15 protein-coding genes are annotated in these 14,913 nt (G+C 67.4%); 7 read left to right on the top strand and 8 right to left on the bottom strand.

Going from position 1 to position 14,913, the window contains the following annotated elements:
* Positions 1-183: 183 nt before the first annotated feature.
* Positions 184-780, bottom strand: a complete 597-nt coding sequence (locus tag E2E34_RS02090) for a hypothetical protein (protein WP_138900167.1) — start codon at positions 778-780, stop codon at positions 184-186.
* A gap of 275 nt (positions 781-1,055) precedes the next feature.
* Positions 1,056-1,457 (bottom strand): helix-turn-helix domain-containing protein, encoded by a 402-nt coding sequence (locus tag E2E34_RS02095; protein ID WP_244315465.1) that lies wholly within the window; start codon positions 1,455-1,457, stop codon positions 1,056-1,058.
* Positions 1,458-1,795: 338 nt separating this feature from the next.
* Here E2E34_RS02095 and E2E34_RS02100 point away from each other — a divergent pair, with 338 nt between their 5' ends.
* Positions 1,796-2,167: a DoxX family protein gene (locus E2E34_RS02100; protein ID WP_138900168.1), complete on the top strand. Its 372-nt coding sequence runs from the start codon at positions 1,796-1,798 to the stop codon at positions 2,165-2,167.
* A gap of 424 nt (positions 2,168-2,591) precedes the next feature.
* On the opposite strand, the gene E2E34_RS02110 is transcribed toward E2E34_RS02100, so the two are convergent.
* Positions 2,592-3,311, bottom strand: coding sequence for a helix-turn-helix domain-containing protein (locus E2E34_RS02110; protein WP_167518181.1), 720 nt, complete (start codon positions 3,309-3,311; stop codon positions 2,592-2,594).
* Between the two features lie 659 nt (positions 3,312-3,970).
* On the opposite strand from E2E34_RS02110, the gene E2E34_RS02115 reads away from it, so the two are divergent.
* On the top strand, positions 3,971-4,537 hold the full coding sequence (locus E2E34_RS02115) for an endonuclease domain-containing protein (protein ID WP_138900170.1): 567 nt from the start codon (positions 3,971-3,973) through the stop codon (positions 4,535-4,537).
* A 72-nt stretch (positions 4,538-4,609) separates the two neighbouring features.
* Here E2E34_RS02115 and E2E34_RS35235 read toward each other — a convergent pair whose 3' ends face one another.
* The 3 genes from E2E34_RS35235 to E2E34_RS02125 all read right to left on the bottom strand — a co-directional run bounded on the left by E2E34_RS35235 (position 4,610) and on the right by E2E34_RS02125 (position 6,136).
* Positions 4,610-4,783 (bottom strand): hypothetical protein, encoded by a 174-nt coding sequence (locus tag E2E34_RS35235; RefSeq protein WP_167518182.1) that lies wholly within the window; start codon positions 4,781-4,783, stop codon positions 4,610-4,612.
* A 63-nt stretch (positions 4,784-4,846) separates the two neighbouring features.
* Positions 4,847-5,212 carry a hypothetical protein gene (locus tag E2E34_RS02120; protein WP_138900171.1) on the bottom strand — a complete coding sequence of 122 codons (366 nt, stop codon included), beginning with the start codon at positions 5,210-5,212 and terminating at the stop codon, positions 4,847-4,849.
* 489 nt (positions 5,213-5,701) lie between these two features.
* The gene (locus E2E34_RS02125; protein WP_138900172.1) at positions 5,702-6,136 is read right to left on the bottom strand and encodes an ATP-binding protein; all 435 of its coding nucleotides are present in this window, start codon (positions 6,134-6,136) and stop codon (positions 5,702-5,704) included.
* A gap of 456 nt (positions 6,137-6,592) precedes the next feature.
* Between E2E34_RS02125 and E2E34_RS02130 the strand changes: the two genes are divergently transcribed.
* Entirely contained in the window at positions 6,593-7,132 is a 540-nt protein-coding gene (locus tag E2E34_RS02130) for a MarR family winged helix-turn-helix transcriptional regulator (protein WP_138900173.1), read from the top strand.
* Positions 7,133-7,246: 114 nt separating this feature from the next.
* Here the strand turns inward: E2E34_RS02130 and E2E34_RS02135 are convergent, their stop codons facing one another.
* Positions 7,247-7,594: a hypothetical protein gene (locus tag E2E34_RS02135; protein ID WP_138900174.1), complete on the bottom strand. Its 348-nt coding sequence runs from the start codon at positions 7,592-7,594 to the stop codon at positions 7,247-7,249.
* Positions 7,595-7,971: 377 nt separating this feature from the next.
* On the opposite strand from E2E34_RS02135, the gene E2E34_RS02140 reads away from it, so the two are divergent.
* On the top strand, positions 7,972-11,331 hold the full coding sequence (locus E2E34_RS02140; protein ID WP_138900182.1) for an RHS repeat-associated core domain-containing protein: 3,360 nt from the start codon (positions 7,972-7,974) through the stop codon (positions 11,329-11,331).
* A gap of 741 nt (positions 11,332-12,072) precedes the next feature.
* On the top strand, positions 12,073-12,420 hold the full coding sequence (locus E2E34_RS02150; RefSeq protein WP_244315466.1) for a hypothetical protein: 348 nt from the start codon (positions 12,073-12,075) through the stop codon (positions 12,418-12,420).
* Positions 12,421-12,618: 198 nt separating this feature from the next.
* Here E2E34_RS02150 and E2E34_RS02155 read toward each other — a convergent pair whose 3' ends face one another.
* A complete protein-coding gene (locus E2E34_RS02155) occupies positions 12,619-13,227 on the bottom strand; it encodes a TetR/AcrR family transcriptional regulator (RefSeq protein WP_138900176.1) in 609 nt (202 codons plus the stop codon).
* A gap of 137 nt (positions 13,228-13,364) precedes the next feature.
* On the opposite strand from E2E34_RS02155, the gene E2E34_RS02160 reads away from it, so the two are divergent.
* Both E2E34_RS02160 and E2E34_RS02165 read left to right on the top strand, forming a co-directional pair.
* Positions 13,365-14,174, top strand: a complete 810-nt coding sequence (locus tag E2E34_RS02160; RefSeq protein ID WP_138900177.1) for an alpha/beta fold hydrolase — start codon at positions 13,365-13,367, stop codon at positions 14,172-14,174.
* The gene (locus tag E2E34_RS02165; RefSeq protein ID WP_138900178.1) at positions 14,171-14,788 is read left to right on the top strand and encodes a dihydrofolate reductase family protein; all 618 of its coding nucleotides are present in this window, start codon (positions 14,171-14,173) and stop codon (positions 14,786-14,788) included. Before E2E34_RS02160 ends, E2E34_RS02165 begins: the two co-directional genes overlap by 4 nt.
* Positions 14,789-14,913 lie beyond the last annotated feature (125 nt).

A 14,913-nucleotide genomic window follows, 5' to 3' on the forward strand; every position in this document is an offset into this window, starting at 1 on the left:
CCACCGGCGGACACGCCACTGCCGTGATCGAGCATCTTCTGGGGAGGGACCTTAAAAACGCACCCGGCGTTCACCGAACTGGATCTGCTGACCGCTGAATGGGGGAAACCTGTGGATGCGAGCTGAGCAAAGGGGGGTGAGCGCCTGTGCGACGCCTGATCACTGAGGCGAGCGCCCCCGAACTCACGCCGCCGCGGGCATCCTCTCGGCTGCGCGACGGCGCTTCCAGTAGGCGACGGTCAGCACGGCCAGCAGCGGCCCCCAAAGGATCAGCGGCACGTAGCAGACATAGAACCAGGCAGCCTCCCAGCCGGTGGCCTGGCTCGGGGAGCCGGCCGGCAGGTCGTCACCTCGGATCGTGGTGCCCCTGATCTCGGAGGCAATGAACAGGACAGTGAACAGGAGAGTGAGAATCGTGGCCCCGGCGGCGGCGGGGATGACCGCCGCCTTCCTAGGGACCCTGCGGCCGCGTAAGAACGGGACCCAGCGCGGGAACACCTCGCCCCAGCGGGCGATCAGGCCGATCGCGGTGAACGCGAAGACCTCGGACATTATCGAAAGGAAGACAATGTACGCCCGCTCACCCAGCCCGATCCCGCCGTCGAACGCGGCAGGGAGCCGCCAGATACTCGAGGGCAGGACGGTTAACGGCACGGCGTAGGCCACGAGTCGCAGCCGCCGAGACACTCCGGCAACGGGCTCGTGGGCCACCCGCCATGCGGCGCGGAGTCGCCCGAAGCAGGCGGCAGTGCGTTCTTCGACGCGCAGGAGCGGCTGCATATGCGGTCCTCGACTTCGGTGGACCAAGTGGCTGGCCCGTTCACTGATGAAGATCCCATCCGTGGGTGCCACCGAGGATCGCTCTGCGGGCTGAACTGGCTCCGCCTGAACGCCGATACAGCCTTGCGACCGAAGAATGACAGCAGGTGTTTCCGGTAGCCAGAGGTGGGACTGTGCAAGCCTGATGCTGAGAACTGGCGACGCTGCCGCAGCCGGATCTCTCAAGGTGCGGGGGCATGACGGGCCGTCAAGTACGCACCTTGCATCTCAGCCCGTCATAGAGAGGCAGGCGTACGCCCGATGAAGTCTCGTGCAGTACGGGTGAGGTGGGCTTGGTCGGCGAAGCCTGCGGTGGCTGCGGCCAGGGCGGCAGTCGAGTCCGGCAAGTGAGCGATCGCGGTGCGGAGCCGGCCCCATCGGCGCAAGCGCGCAAGCGCAATACCCACGTCCTGGCGGACCAGGGCGCGCAGCCGCGGGGCCGACAGCCCGACCTCGATGGCGATGGAGGTGATGGGCAAGTCCGGATCGTGCAACGTACACAGGTGGACGGCGTGGGCGACTCTCGGATCGAGTAGGGAGGGGCGCCCGGCGAGTGTTCGCAGTTCGGTGTATCCGGCGGCCAGATCCGTGCAGGTGCCGGGGCCGTCGGAATCGGTGGTGCCGAGCGCGTCGAGCAAGCGGCGGACCTGCCTGAACCGAGCGGTATCGGCCCCGGGCGGGAGGGCAGTAGCCAGGAGTCGATGAACAGGGCGATGTAGGGAGAGGTCGCCGCACAGGTGTGGGACAGCTGGGGCGGAACGATCAGCCCGGGCGCCGCCACCATGGGCCGTCCCGGCTGGAGGAGTTCGGCGTGGCCGCCGATCGGCAGCACGGCCTTCCACGCGGGCAGCCGGTGCTGGGCGACGCGGAGCGGGCGGGACTCGGCGAACGTCGTCGCCTCGGGGCCGGAGGCGAAGACAATGCGGCGATCGTTTCGTTCAAGTGCCCAGGCACGAGGTGAATCGATCATCGTGCCATGCACGCTATCGCTTCCGTTTCGTTGGCGATCTTCCTGATCGTCACGGGGGCCGCGCATTTTCTGGCCCCCGGCTACTTCCGCACGCTCGTACCCGCATGCCTCCGCCGGGAGCGGCTCCTCGTTGCCGTCAGTGGGGTGGCGGAAGTCGTGGTGGGTGCGCTGGTGCTGGTTCCGTGCGGCAGGCCGGCCGGGGGCTGGGCCGCCGCCGTCCTGATCACCTGTTACCTGGTGTCCCACGTGGACGCGCTGCGCCGCGCGCGCCCGGACCGGCCCTGGCTGCTGGAGCGGCCGTTCGGTGCGGTGGCTCGGCTGATGACAAACGTCCTGTACATCGCCTGGGCGGTTGCCGTAGCCAGGTCCGCGGCCTGACGCCGATGCGCGGCGACCGAATTGTACGAGGTGGCGCCGAAGCATCCCGTAGTCACAGCGGAAGTCACGCCATGAATCATCGTCTCGTCGTCGTGGGCAGGTGCCAGATGCCCTCGTGGTGGGCGATGCGGTTGCGGAACTTGTGCAGCCGCTTGACCGGGTCTTCCACTGTGGGCAGGGCACGGTTGGGGGCGTGGGGGAAGGCGCCCGCGAGGTCGGGCCACAGGCTGGTCTTGTACTGGCGGGCCAGCAGGAAGCGCCAGAAGCCGAAGCTCAGCTCAGCGATGATCTTTCCGCGCGGGATGGCCGGGGCGTTCCGGCTGGCGCGTGGCAGGCCTGGGCGATGTCGCTGCGGGGGAGACGTGCGAACGCCCGCCCTGAAGCTCGAGGGCGGGCGTAAGGCTGTGCGTCGGCTCGCGTTGGATCACTCGCAGGAGGCAACCTCAGTTTCCGGGTCGTACAGAGTCACCCGCCACCCATCCACGTACCACTTCTTGGGAACGTCAGACGGGCTTGCGTTCTTCGCGCGTTCTTCAGCCCACTCAAAGGTGATCCGATACCGGGTCTCCCCGTCTGGTGCCTCTACGGAGCATTCCACCGCGACGTACGCCTCCTCTACAAACGCCTTCGGCGTTGTATCGCCGACGTCTTCGTACAGCGGTGTTGGCTCATGCAAGCGGAAGATCAAGCCGGGTACTGGTCCAGGTGAGGGGTCCGGGTGTGGTGACTCGGGTGGCCACTCCTGCGGGGTGGGAGCCCTCGTCGGCGGTGGCGGCATTGGACCCGGCGCGGGGGTACGGGTGTCGTCCATCGCCGAAATGAGCAGCATGATCGGGCCGGAGAAGGCTGCGACAAGCCAGGCCGCAGCCACCAGCAGCGACCTCCAGCTTTTCGTCAGGTAAGGCCTTCCGCCACAGCTGCCCTTGTGCCGGTCTTTGGCGGGCCCGGTCGCGCGAAGGATGCTGTCCAGGGCGGCCTCTGACGGCTTGCGTTTCCCACTCGCGATCAAAGAAATGTGCCCAGGGCTGACATGTGCATCGCGAGCGATCGCCCGCAGGCTCTTCTTAGATCCTTCGAGCTCCTTCCTGACGGCCTGTACGAACTCCTTGCGGCCCTCGGGGAGGTCATCTGGCATCGGCTTCATCGGCGCCGTCATGTCTTGTCCCCCCGGCCGGAGGATGTCTCGCTCTCCTGGGAGCCGGAATCGTTGGCGCCAGCCCGTGCCTTAGGTACGGCAGGGGCTGGCCGGCGGCGTTCGCTGTGATGGCCCGCCAGGTCCCTCACCATGACGGCGACCGCAGCAGCGGCGCCGAGAGCAACAGGCACCTGTGCGCCCGTGCCGAGGATGAGGGCGAGGACCAGGCCGGTGACGACCCCGAAAAGGATCAGTTTCTGCCAGAAAGAACGCCATGACATGGCGCTCAACTCCCCTTGCAGGACCCGGATGTAGCGGCCGAGGTGTTTGCCCACCGTGTTTCGGCCGTGCCATCCATGGTTCCCGCAAGGTACCCGCAGGGGGTAGGGCGGAAGAGGTTCTGTAAACACTTTCTCCAGAGGCTTGAGATCTTGACGGAACCCGGGCCCAATAGGACTGCTGAGCTTCCGGACCCGGATGACGGCACTTGGGCCCCTCGTTTCCGCGAAGGGCTTCGCCGCGAAGGCGGCTGCGAGGAACTTCGAGCCGGCGCCGCGGCCGTCGCGGATGCCGAACGTCTATGGATCGTGGACGGCACACTCTTTGCGGCCCGGACAGCACAAGCCGACGAGGCGGGCGCTGTCAGCGGCGAGCTCTAGGATCCTGGCATGTTCTCCCCGGAAGAGATCGAGCAGATCGTGACGCGGATCGAAGTCGAGGGGGACGGTGAATTCTGCGACTGTGGGGCATGGGCGGCCCGCCTGGTGCGGGGCCGTGAGTGCCAAGGGTGCTACCGGATGCGCCGGGGCATCGAGAAGTACGGGCTCACCATCCCCCAGTACAACGCCATCTGGCGCGCGCAGAACTTTCGGTGCGCCCTCTGCGGGGACAATGAGGAGCCCTGCGACGGCGGTATCCCTCACGTCGAACCACGCCCCTGGCAGATCGATCACGACCATCACTGCTGCGGCATGAAGGGCTCCAGCAACCGCTGCTGCGTTCGCGGGATCCTCTGCTGCCCGTGCAATCTGAACGAGCTGGCACCGTATGAGCGCAAGCGCCGTCGCGGCGCCGGCTTTGCGATCCCTGACATCGACGCCTACCTGGCGAACCCGCCGGCGCGCCGCCCAGAAGCCCGTGTCATCCGCGGCCGCGACGATGCCTACCTGCCGACCTCCTGGGCATTCATACACGATGCGCAGGTGGGCAAGCACGGGCGTGTGGGGTGGTCGTGAGCGTTCCACCGCTGAGGCCCCACCGCCCCCTGCGCTGTGGGGAAGCGTCCAGGACTTGGCCCGTGTCTCGCCTCATCCCTGGAGCGACCATGCGCTGTGCGGCGCCTGGTTGCTGTAGCCGGTGGGCTTGGCCATCGCGCACAAGTGCCGCCCAGTCGCCCGCGCGGCCTGCAGGTGCGCCGCAGTATCGAGGTCACGCTCGTCGAAGTCGCCGACGAAGATGAGTACGCCGTGGAGGAGTTCCACTGCGCTAGGCCGGGGCGAACGCCACACCGAGACGAGCCCATGCCCGGATGCCGTTCACCGATCTCAGTGAGGGGCCATGGGCTTGTTGCCGGTGTGGCCGCATATCCAGGCGAGGGCGTCGTGGACGCCGTGGATGTAGTCGCGGGGCACGGTGCGCTGGGTGGAGTCTTCTATCTGCGCGATGGCGGCGTCCGTCTCAGCGGTCAACACGTCCAGCCCCGGTGTGACGTCGGTTGCCTGCGCGGTGATGGGGGCGTGCTCGCCGCGTCCCAGCGCCCACAGGTAGCCGGCCAGAGCTCCACGGGCGTACTGCGTTTGCTGATCCGGCCCGGCAGCAACGGCGTCCAGGCACTGGAAGGCTTGTTCGACCTCGGCAGAGGCCCGAACCCCGATCTTTGCTTGCGTCGTACCGCGCGGATGCTTCGTCATACAGGTATGACTAACCGCGCTCGCCCATGCCACGCCCCAGCGCGCCCGGCGCTCACCCGGTGAGCGGTAGCCGCCCCGGCGCACTCAGCTCTGCTGGACAGCGCCGGCCGCCACAGTTGATCCCGCGGCGATGCAGGCAGACCTCTTGGGGTGTCCACGGTGCTGTCTGAGACGACGCCCTCGGACTCGTTCTGCGAGCGCCTTCGTCGACGAGCTCACCGACCCCGTTTGCCGTCCGGCGCGGCTCGTACAACCTCGCCCCCTGCGGGTCCACGAGCGAGGCGTCGGGCAGACCCGCGGCCTGCGGAACCGGCAATCAGTTGAGGCCGCCGGAGGCACTTCGCGAAGGGTGGCACGGACAGCTTCCTACAGCCATCATCTCTGCTTCCATGCCAACGAGTCGTTGCGCGCTCCCTGGTGCCCTGGCGGCGGCGCCGAATGCGCTTCGTGGTCATGCTGCGACAAAGACCTCCTGCCCTGACAGTCCGGCTAGTCCATCGAGGGGCCGGCAGTCCGCCTGACGTAAGCAGCCGTGATCGTTTTTCCGGGGCGTGGGCTGGGGGTGATGGTCACTTCATCGGTCAGGCGGCGGACCATGTGCCAGCCGAACCCTCCGCTGCCGCCATTCAGATCAGGGGTGACCTCACGCGGGTGTGCGGGGTCGAGGTCGCTGACTGCAACCCTCATCGCGTCTTCGTCGGCGGACAGCTCGAGGGTGTAGCGGCCGCCGCCGTGGCGCAGGGCGTTGGTGACGAGCTCGGACACCACCAGCACGAGGGTGTCCGTCACGTGGGCGGCGGCGGGGGTCGGACTGAGGGTGTCGGTGAATACCCGTGTGAGCTCCCGGGCTTGCCAGACGTCTGCGGTGCTGTCGCCCATGGCCCTGAGGGTGGCAACGGTATTGGTGACCTTTGTGTCGTTCATGCACGTACACCCCACCTGGATCGGTTGTACCGCTTTGCGGATGGTCGCGTGCCCGCTCAAACAGTTTCCACACAGCAACAACAGAACCCCGACCGCCGCAAGCGAAGGAAACCTACCGCGACCACAGGAGATGCACTCGCGCTGCACAGGTGTGCGGACGCCGCGTGCAGGCCCTTCGCGTTGACGAATGATGGGCGCCTCAGCCCAAGCACGGCTGCCTTGTGCCGGAAGCCCGGACGGGAGCAACGGGAATGGTTCCTGTTAGACGGGCAAGGTGTTGCACCATCGCAGCCCGGTCAACGCCCAGTCGGCGGGGCAGAGGCGGCGTCGTGGTCGTCCGATGGTCGATTCCGGTAAGAGCGCGGGGCCCGGCCCTGCTCCGCGTCCGTGGCTATGCGCGCGACGCGCCGCCGCCTACGTGGCTGAAGGAAGCGTAAGAGGGGAGGACGATCTCTCATGCCTCAGCAACTGGCAGGGTCCCTGCGCAGCGGCACGGGCGAAATCGTGTATTCCGACGCGTCAGAGCATCGTCCGGAATGCTCTGCGCGCGCGGCCCGGGGCGTCGTTGAGCTGCTGGCAGTGTTGGGGCACCAGGGCTTGGACCCGGTATCGGCCGCCTCTGTTTCGGCCTCCCAGCTCAGAGCGCTGTACGTGCTGGAGCACAGTCGGAGCATCAACGTGCGGACATTGAGCGACACGCTCGGCTTGGCGCCGTCGTCGGTGAGCCGCCTGTGCGACCGGCTCCAGCGGCTGGGCTTCGTCGAGCGCATCCCCAGTTCCGCCAGTCGCCGGGAGGTGGAGCTGCGCCTGACCAACCTGGGCAAGAGCTACCTCAACGACCTGCGGACCCGTCATGAAGCAGCATTGGTTGAGGTCATCTCCTCCATGGCGCCCGCTACCAGAGCGGCGCTGGTGGAGGGCCTCGCCGGCTTCCGTCGTGCCGCCGACGGGCTGGCACCCGGCCTGCAGGGATTGCCCAGCAAAGAGCGAGCGTAGTCCTTCGCAGGAACATGGGCGCAGACGTCCAGCAGGTCGGGCGACGCCCCCGACCCCAGCCGCCGCACCCTGCGAGGACCTCAGGGCTTTCCCTATGTCCGTTGGCGGGACGGTTCAGGCGGCGTCTTCTCTGTAGGTGCCCGTTTCGCCGCATGTGGGTGAGGGCTGCAGCGGCTCTCTTCGTGTCGTTGCCTTGTCCAATGACCGGAAGACAGTCCAGGTCATGAGCAGTGTCCCGGTGAGCAGCCAGGGCATGTACCAGAGCGAAGCCAGCCATGTGGGGTGGAAGAACGCCTGGATGTTGCTGGTGACCATGGCAAGCCCGAGCACCCAGCAGAGCGCTGCCCCGGTAGCTGAGGCGGCGGTGTGCCATCCGGTGCGCGTCACCAGCGCCCCATCGGCCGCGACAGATTTCTTACGCAACTTCCCCCCAAAGGAATGTTCTGCCCTCAGACCGGACATGCGGCCGGCTCACCGACTCGAGCGTGGTAGCGGATCCCGGCACATCGCGCGGCATTCGACCTGCTGCCGCCGACTGCCCCTGGCCGGCGCCTTGTGTTCGCTGATTGTCCGCCGAAGTTCAACAGAATGTGGCCGGACGTGTGTAGAGTAGCAAAAGTTGCCGAGCGGCAACGGTGTGGTTCCGGGTGCGCATGTGCCCCGGAGGCTGAGGGCCGCTCGTGACGTACGTCCGGGGGCCGTTGGGGTCTGCCGGTGTCGTCTTCCCCGGGGGAAAGATGTATTCATCTGTCATGGGCATGTCCTCAAGGCGTGCCCGGGTGCGAGCGAGACGCCTGTTCACCGCGACAGTCGCGGTTCTGGCGGTCACGGCCGGGGTGATGCCGGCGATGGCCGCTCCGGCCGATGATCCCGTGGCGCCCAAGTCGGTGTGGGGCAAGGACGCTCCGAAACTGACGGTTCCGCCGGTGAAGGTCGGGACGACCAAGCCGGTCGCGTCGAAGGAGGAGGCCGCTCCGTCCAAGGAACGGGCTCAGTGGCGGGCCGCGCAGAAGGAACGCGCCCGCTCCTCGCAGAAGGCGCGCATCAGTGAGAGCGGCGGCATGTCGGCCGCTGCTGCGGCTGATTCGATCCCGTCCGCGCCGTCGGGACAGGGCGCGGTGCCATGGCATCAGATATCGAACTTCCGCATCACGGACTCCCTGGTCGCCCGAATCGACTACTCCAACGGCAACCTGATGCTGGCGGGAACCGACTTCGATGTCGCGGGTGTGGGGCAGAAGCTTCAGCTGTCGCGGACGTACAACTCCTTCGACGCACCCTGGGGCAAAGTCTCGCAGCGGTGGTGGCAGGGCTATGAGCGTTACCTCGACATCTCCGGCACGGAGGTGATCCTGTACGACGCGACCGGCGACGCCTTGCGCTTCGCGAAGAACGCCGACGGCACGTTCAAGACGCCGGCCGGTTACTCGAAGGACCTGAAGGAGAACACGGACGGCACGTTCACCGTGACCACCCGCAAGTCCGGGACGAAGGACACCTACAACCAGTACGGCACGCTGACGAAGGTCACCGACCGCAACAACGGTTCCATCACGGTCACTCAGCATGACGAGGGCGGCGAGAACAAGGGCTTCAAGCTGACGGAGTCGCGCTCAGGCCGCTGGATCGACCTGCTGAAGACCAGCGCCTCGCAGTGGCAGGCGAAGGACCACACGGGCCGCACCGCCGTCTTCGACCTGAACGCGGCCGGCGACCTGGTCAAGACGACGGACACCGAGGGCAAGGCCACCCAGTTCGGCTACGACTCCTCTCGCCGCCTGACGAAGATCACCACCCCCGAGGGGCGGGTGACGGCCTTCACCTACGACGCCGACAACCGGGTCACTTCCATGCTGCGGGCCACCGCTTTCAACGGCACCGGGCACACCGGACCCACCTACACCTACGCCTACTCGGCCGCGGACCCGTCGGCCGCCGGTACGACGACGGTCACCGACCCGGAGCAGCACGCGACGAAGTACGAGCACGATGCGGACGGGCAGGTCACCAAGGTGACCGACGCCAACCTGCGTTCCCGCTCCAAGACCTTCGACGCGAACCGGAACATCGCGACCGCGACGGACGCGATGGGCGTGGACGGGGTCGGCGCGAATGTGACGACCTACGGGTGGGACGCGCGGAACAACCCCACCTCGGCGAAGCTGCCGTCTGGTGCCTCGTCGACTGTGGGTCCGTACCAGACGATCGCCGGAGCGGACCTGCCGGGGACGATGAGCACTCCCGACGGGGAGAAGGCCGACTTCACCTATGACGCGGCAGGCAACACCGCATCCGTCGCGGTAACCGGTACCGGCGGCGGTACGCAGAGCTTCACGTACAACAAGGCCACCCCGACGTGCGGCGGGTTCGAAGGCCAGCGCTGCACCGTCAAGGACGCCCGCGGCAAGGTCACCTCGTTCACGTACGACGCCAAGGGGAACCTGAGCAAGGCCACCCCGCCCGCCCCGCTCGGCGTGACGACGTACATCTACGACGAGCTGGGCCGACCGACGTCCGCGAAGGACGGGCGCGGCGTCACGGTCACCTACCAGTACGACCACCGTGACCGGATCATCAAGGTCGACTCCTCCAACTACGCGACCGTCACCTACACCTACGACGGTGACGGCAACCTGAAGCAGCGCTCCGACGGCACGGGCGTGACAGCGTATGACTTCGACCCGCTCTCCCGTGAGACCGTCCGCACGCTGCAGAACGGGTCGCAGACCCGCCTGACCTACACGCCGGCGGGCAACGTGGACACCTACGAGGACCCGGCCGGTATCACCGACTACACATGGAACAAGGTCAACAAGCTCTCCGAGCTGAAGGATCCGACCGGCAAGATCACCACGTACACCTACAACAACAACGACACCCGCACCAAGACCACCTACCCCGGCGGCACCGTGCAGGACATCACGCTCGACAAGTCCGGGCGCCCCACCGCCATCAAGGCGACGTCCCCCAAGGGCACGCTGACCAACCTGTCGTACACCTATGGCTACGACCACGACGCCAACGCGGCCACGGCGGAAAAGGACGGGGCGAAGATCCGTACCCGCACCGACACGGCCGCCGGTCTCAAGCAGGCGTACACCTACGACAGCGCCGGGCGGATGACGCTGGCCAAGGAGACCGCCGGGACCACGCTGAAGGCGACGTGGGTGTACTGCTTCGACGCGGCCGGCAACCTCACCTCACAGGCCGACACCGGCACCTGCCCCGGCACCGGGTCCACGTTCACCTACAACGACGCCTCGCAGCTGACGGCCAAGAACGGTGTCACCACCGGCTGGTCCTACGACAAGCTCGGCAACGAGACCGCCGGTGCCTCCACGACGGCCGAGGCCCGCACGGCTGAGAAGTGGTCGGACTACTCCCAGTTGACCTCGATGACGGTGGGCGGCAAGACGTACGCCGGCCAGTACGGGTCGACGGACCAGAGTGAGCGGATCAAGCTGGGCGACACCTTCTTCCACAATGGGCCCCTTGGCCTGTCCGCGAAGTCAACGGGCGGTGTGGACATGGGATTCAACCGGGAACCCGGGGGCACCTTGAACTCCATGACGACCGGGGGCAAGAGCTACTACTACCTCACCGACGCGCTCGGTTCCGTCATCGCGCTCGCCGACGAGGCCGGCACCAAGGTCAACTCGTACTCGTACAGCCCCCGCGGCGTCATCCGCGCGGCGACTTCGGAGAGTGTCCCGCAGCCGCACCGGTTCGCCGGCGGCTACCAGGACCCGACCGGGCTGTACCACTACGAGGCCCGGTACTACGACCCCAACATCGGCCGCTTCACCTCACCCGACCCCTCCGGTCAGGAGAAGAACCCGTACCTGTACGCCGAAGGCGACCCGGTCAACCGCATCGACCCCAGCGGCCTCCTCTCGTTCGGCGAAGGTCTCGGTTTGGCAGGGACGGTGGTAGGCCTCGCAGCACTGGCTCCCGTTTCGGCGCCTGTAGCCATAGGCGCAAGCGTCGTAGGAACGGGTCTGAGCGTCGCTGGCTCAATCGCTTCAGGCAACCCTGCCGGCGAAACCGCCGCAGTGGGGATCCTGGGAGTAGCAACGGGAGGTGTCGGGGCGGCTACAAAGCTCGCCGGCATTGCTGGAAAGACTGGTGCAGGAATCGATATCGGTTACACCGCCCTTGGTTACTTCGGAGGCGCGGGAATTACCGGCGGCTGGCTCTGAGGGAGAAAGATGGAGATCGCAGTGGTGGGAATTGGATTCGAGGACAACATGCCAGCAACGCTGGCTCTTGGCGGCATAGTTATCGCCATCGCATTCCTACTCGTCTACTGGCGATCCAAGCGAGAGAAGAAGTAACCGGACGCTCAGCCGCGTGAAGACGGCGCCCACCCGACCCAGTGAGCAGGGTGGGCGCCACTTGCGCACCTCCATGGTTCACCTCCGGGGGGCCGGTCGCAGTGGCGGCCGGCCCCGAGCCGTGTTCCGTAACAGGTTGCTGGTGGTCACTGCCAGGCGCCCCACTGTGGTGGGAGTTGCACGCTTCACGGGGGCCGAATACGCCGGGACCGCCGTCGAGAATGCGGCAACTGACGCCTGGTCGTAAGACCGGGGACCAAGAAGGGATCAGCGAGTGGAACTGGGGAGCACATACCTGCTAGCCAATGAAGGGCGCGTCATGCCCGAAGGCACTGCGGGACTTGTAATCTCTTTCGATAGCCATCGCTGCGCTTATGGCGATGATTATCTACGGAAGGTTCAGCCGCAAGCGCGGCCGCAGCGACTGACGTCCTGTCTGACCAAGCCGTGCAGGCTCACCCAAGGGGGAGTCACGGTGACGCAATGGCAGGACCGCCGACTGGTCGGCGAAGCTCACGAACGGCAGGTCGCCGCCGCCCTGACGGCACGCGGCTGGACTGTCCACCCCTGCGGACAAGGCACCTACCCGCCCCCGTACGCGACGCCTTGAGCCGAACCCGCTCCGCCCTACGCCACTTCCCCGACCTGATCGCCGCCCGCGGCGCCGAACTCGTCACCATCGACGCCAAAGACCGCATGCCCAGCACCGACACCGACCGCTACGCCATCAGCGCCGCCACCGTGAACGCCGGCCTGCTCTTCACAGCAGCCCACGCCCCCACCCCGCTGTACTACGTCTTCGGGAACCTGAAAGTCCTCACCCCGGCCGAAGTCGTCCACCGCACCGCCCACGCCCTGCGCCACCGCAGCGGGGCCTTTCACCTCGTTCGCACAGAGCGAGCCCACCGCTTCGACGATGTCTTCGGACCGGAAAGCACGCTGGCCGCCGCGTAGTGGTCAGGCAGGCTGTACAGGAGCAGCGTGGCTTTGTCCGCCAGAACGGGAGTCGTTCGGATGGTGGGTGTTCCCGACTCGCCCCGGTCGCGGCGGGAGATGCGTACGTCGTCGTGCACCACGGTGCGCTCGGACCATGTCAGGGTTCCGGGAATCCTCAAGCGGCTCGTCTGGTGGGGGCAAGTCGTCGCAGCGGGGTCAGCGGTAGGCGGCGAGGAAGACGCGGGTGCCGGTGGCGGCGTGGCGGTCGAGGTCGGCCTCGGTGTGCTGGGAGCGGCCGGTGAACATGGCCTTGTTCACCGGAATCCACAGCAGTAGCCCGGAGAAGTGGTTCGCGGCCAGGAGCGCGTCGTCGATGCGGAGCAGCCCCTGGTCAGACAGGCGCTGGAAGGTCGACGCCAGCGTGGCGAGCCCTCGCTCGAAGCCTCGTTCGTACCAGGCGGCGCCCAAGTCGGGAAAGGTGTCGGCGTTGGCGATGATCAGGCGCCGCAGCTGGATCACCTGGGGGTGAGTGAGGGTGGTCAGGAACTGGCGGGCGAGCCGAGTCAGGTTCTCTTCCAGGTTGTCGGCGTCGATCGGGATGCCGGCGAGCAGGTCGATTGCGGTGTCGAGCCGGTCGGTGGTGGCCAGGACGATGTCGGCGAAGAGCTTCTCCTTGTCGGCGAAGTGCTTGTAGACGGTTTGCTTGGAGACCGCGGCCAGTTTGGCGATGTCGTCCATGCTCGTCCCCGAGTACCCCTTGTCCAGGAACACGGTGGTCGCGGCGTCCATGATCGCCTGGTGTTTGCGCGCCGACCTGCTGTCCATGTTCGACTCCCTGCCACTGTTCAATCCGGCTCTCCTCCCGAGAGTACTGGACTGACCAGTACTCAATCGAGTACTGTACCGTCCAGTTCCACAGTCGCGGAGCTTCCGCTCTGCACTGCACTTCGATGGGGGCTTTCATGGACAAGGTGTTCTCGGCCGACGGCGCGACCATCGCCTTCGAGCAGCGGGGGTCGGGCCCCGCGGTGGTGCTCGTCGGCGGTGCGTTCATGACCCGCGGCGACTCCGCCGAACTCGCCGGTCTGCTGGCCGAGCGCTTCACGGTGATCACGTATGACCGAAGGGGCCGCGGCGACAGCGGGGACGGGCGGGCGTACGACGTGCGGCGCGAGATCGAGGACCTCGACGCGCTGATCCAGGGGCCCGCCGGCGGGTCGGCCATGGCCTTCGGCATGTCCTCGGGTGCCGTCCTCGCCCTGGATGCGGCCGCCGCACTGGGCGGCGCCGTGTCGCGCCTCGGGCTGTACGAGCCGCCGTTCGTCACCGACGACAGCCGGCCGCCGCTGCCTGCCGACTACGTGGAGCACCTGACGGAGCTCGTGCGCCGCGAGGCGTACGGGGACGCCGCCGCCTACTTCATGACGGCGGCGGTCGGCCTGCCCGACGAGGTCGTCGCGGGCATGCGCCAGGCCCCGTTCTGGGCGGGCATGGAAGCCGTCGCCAACACCCTCCCCTACGACGGCCGGATCATGGGCGACACCATGTCGGGGCGCCCCCTCCCGGTCGACCGCTGGGCGTCGGTGACCGTGCCCGTCCTCGTCGGCAGCGGCGACGCGGGAGCATCCCACATGCTGGCCGGCGCACGGGAACTCGCCGCGGCGGGCGAGAACTTCATCCTGCGGGTCTTCCCGGGCGAGGAGCACACCATCGCCCCCGAGGCGCTGGCCCCGGCCCTGGCCGCCTTCTTCTCCGGGGAGCACGCGGCATGAGCACGGTATTCGCGAGCCTGAGCATGTCCCTCGACGGCTTCGTCGCGGGCCCGAACTCTCACCCCCGAAACCCCCTGGGCGACGGCGGCCTGCGCATTCACGAGTGGGCCGAGGCGGCCGAGGCATGGCGGGAACGCCAGAGCATGACCGGCGGCACCGGCGGCAACCAGGACGACGACATCGTGCGGGCGACCTTCGAGCGCGCCGGGGCCTACATCATGGGCCGCCGCATGTTCGACGAAGGTGAGGCAGGCTGGCCCGACCCACCGCCGTTCCGCGCGCCCGTGTTCGTCCTCACCCACACCCCGCGTGAGCCGTGGGTGAGGCAGGGCGGCACCACCTTCCACTTCGTCACCGAGGGCCCCGAATCCGCGCTGGCCCTCGCCCGCGAGGCCGCCGGGGAGAAGGACGTCCAGGTCTCCGGGGGCGCCGACTCCGTGCGGCAGTACCTCACCGCCGGGCTCCTGGACGAACTGGAACTCCACCTGGCCCCGGTGATTCTCGGCGCGGGCACCCGTCTCCTAGACGGTGTCTCGCCCGAGCTGCGCCTGGAGCCCGTACGCACGGTCGGCTCGCCGAAGGTGACCCACGTGACATACCGGATCACCGGATGAGGCGTTCGGTGCCGTGAGCGGCATCCGGGGCATGTCGGCGGCATGCTTCTTGGAGCGGCCTTCGCCCCTGTGAGGAGCGCACCCTGGTGAAGCCCGCGAAGGACCCACCCGGCTGGGGCGGGGCG

Origin of the sequence: Streptomyces albidochromogenes, from assembly GCF_005981925.1 — a bacterium.
Taxonomy (GTDB): domain Bacteria; phylum Actinomycetota; class Actinomycetes; order Streptomycetales; family Streptomycetaceae; genus Streptomyces; species Streptomyces albidochromogenes.

Bases quoted from the DNA above. Each gene is read 5' to 3' on its own strand.
- E2E34_RS02090 (WP_138900167.1), bottom strand. From the start codon at position 780: ATGCAGCCGCTCCTGCGCGTCGAAGAACGCACTGCCGCCTGCTTCGGG.
- E2E34_RS02100 (WP_138900168.1), top strand. From the start codon at position 1,796: ATGCACGCTATCGCTTCCGTTTCGTTGGCGATCTTCCTGATCGTCACG.
- E2E34_RS02110 (WP_167518181.1), bottom strand. From the start codon at position 3,311: ATGAAGCCGATGCCAGATGACCTCCCCGAGGGCCGCAAGGAGTTCGTA.
- E2E34_RS02115 (WP_138900170.1), top strand. From the start codon at position 3,971: ATGTTCTCCCCGGAAGAGATCGAGCAGATCGTGACGCGGATCGAAGTC.
- E2E34_RS02120 (WP_138900171.1), bottom strand. From the start codon at position 5,212: ATGACGAAGCATCCGCGCGGTACGACGCAAGCAAAGATCGGGGTTCGG.
- E2E34_RS02125 (WP_138900172.1), bottom strand. From the start codon at position 6,136: ATGAACGACACAAAGGTCACCAATACCGTTGCCACCCTCAGGGCCATG.
- E2E34_RS02130 (WP_138900173.1), top strand. From the start codon at position 6,593: ATGCCTCAGCAACTGGCAGGGTCCCTGCGCAGCGGCACGGGCGAAATC.
- E2E34_RS02135 (WP_138900174.1), bottom strand. From the start codon at position 7,594: ATGTCCGGTCTGAGGGCAGAACATTCCTTTGGGGGGAAGTTGCGTAAG.
- E2E34_RS02140 (WP_138900182.1), top strand. From the start codon at position 7,972: ATGCCGGCGATGGCCGCTCCGGCCGATGATCCCGTGGCGCCCAAGTCG.
- E2E34_RS02155 (WP_138900176.1), bottom strand. From the start codon at position 13,227: ATGGACAGCAGGTCGGCGCGCAAACACCAGGCGATCATGGACGCCGCG.
- E2E34_RS02160 (WP_138900177.1), top strand. From the start codon at position 13,365: ATGGACAAGGTGTTCTCGGCCGACGGCGCGACCATCGCCTTCGAGCAG.
- E2E34_RS02165 (WP_138900178.1), top strand. From the start codon at position 14,171: ATGAGCACGGTATTCGCGAGCCTGAGCATGTCCCTCGACGGCTTCGTC.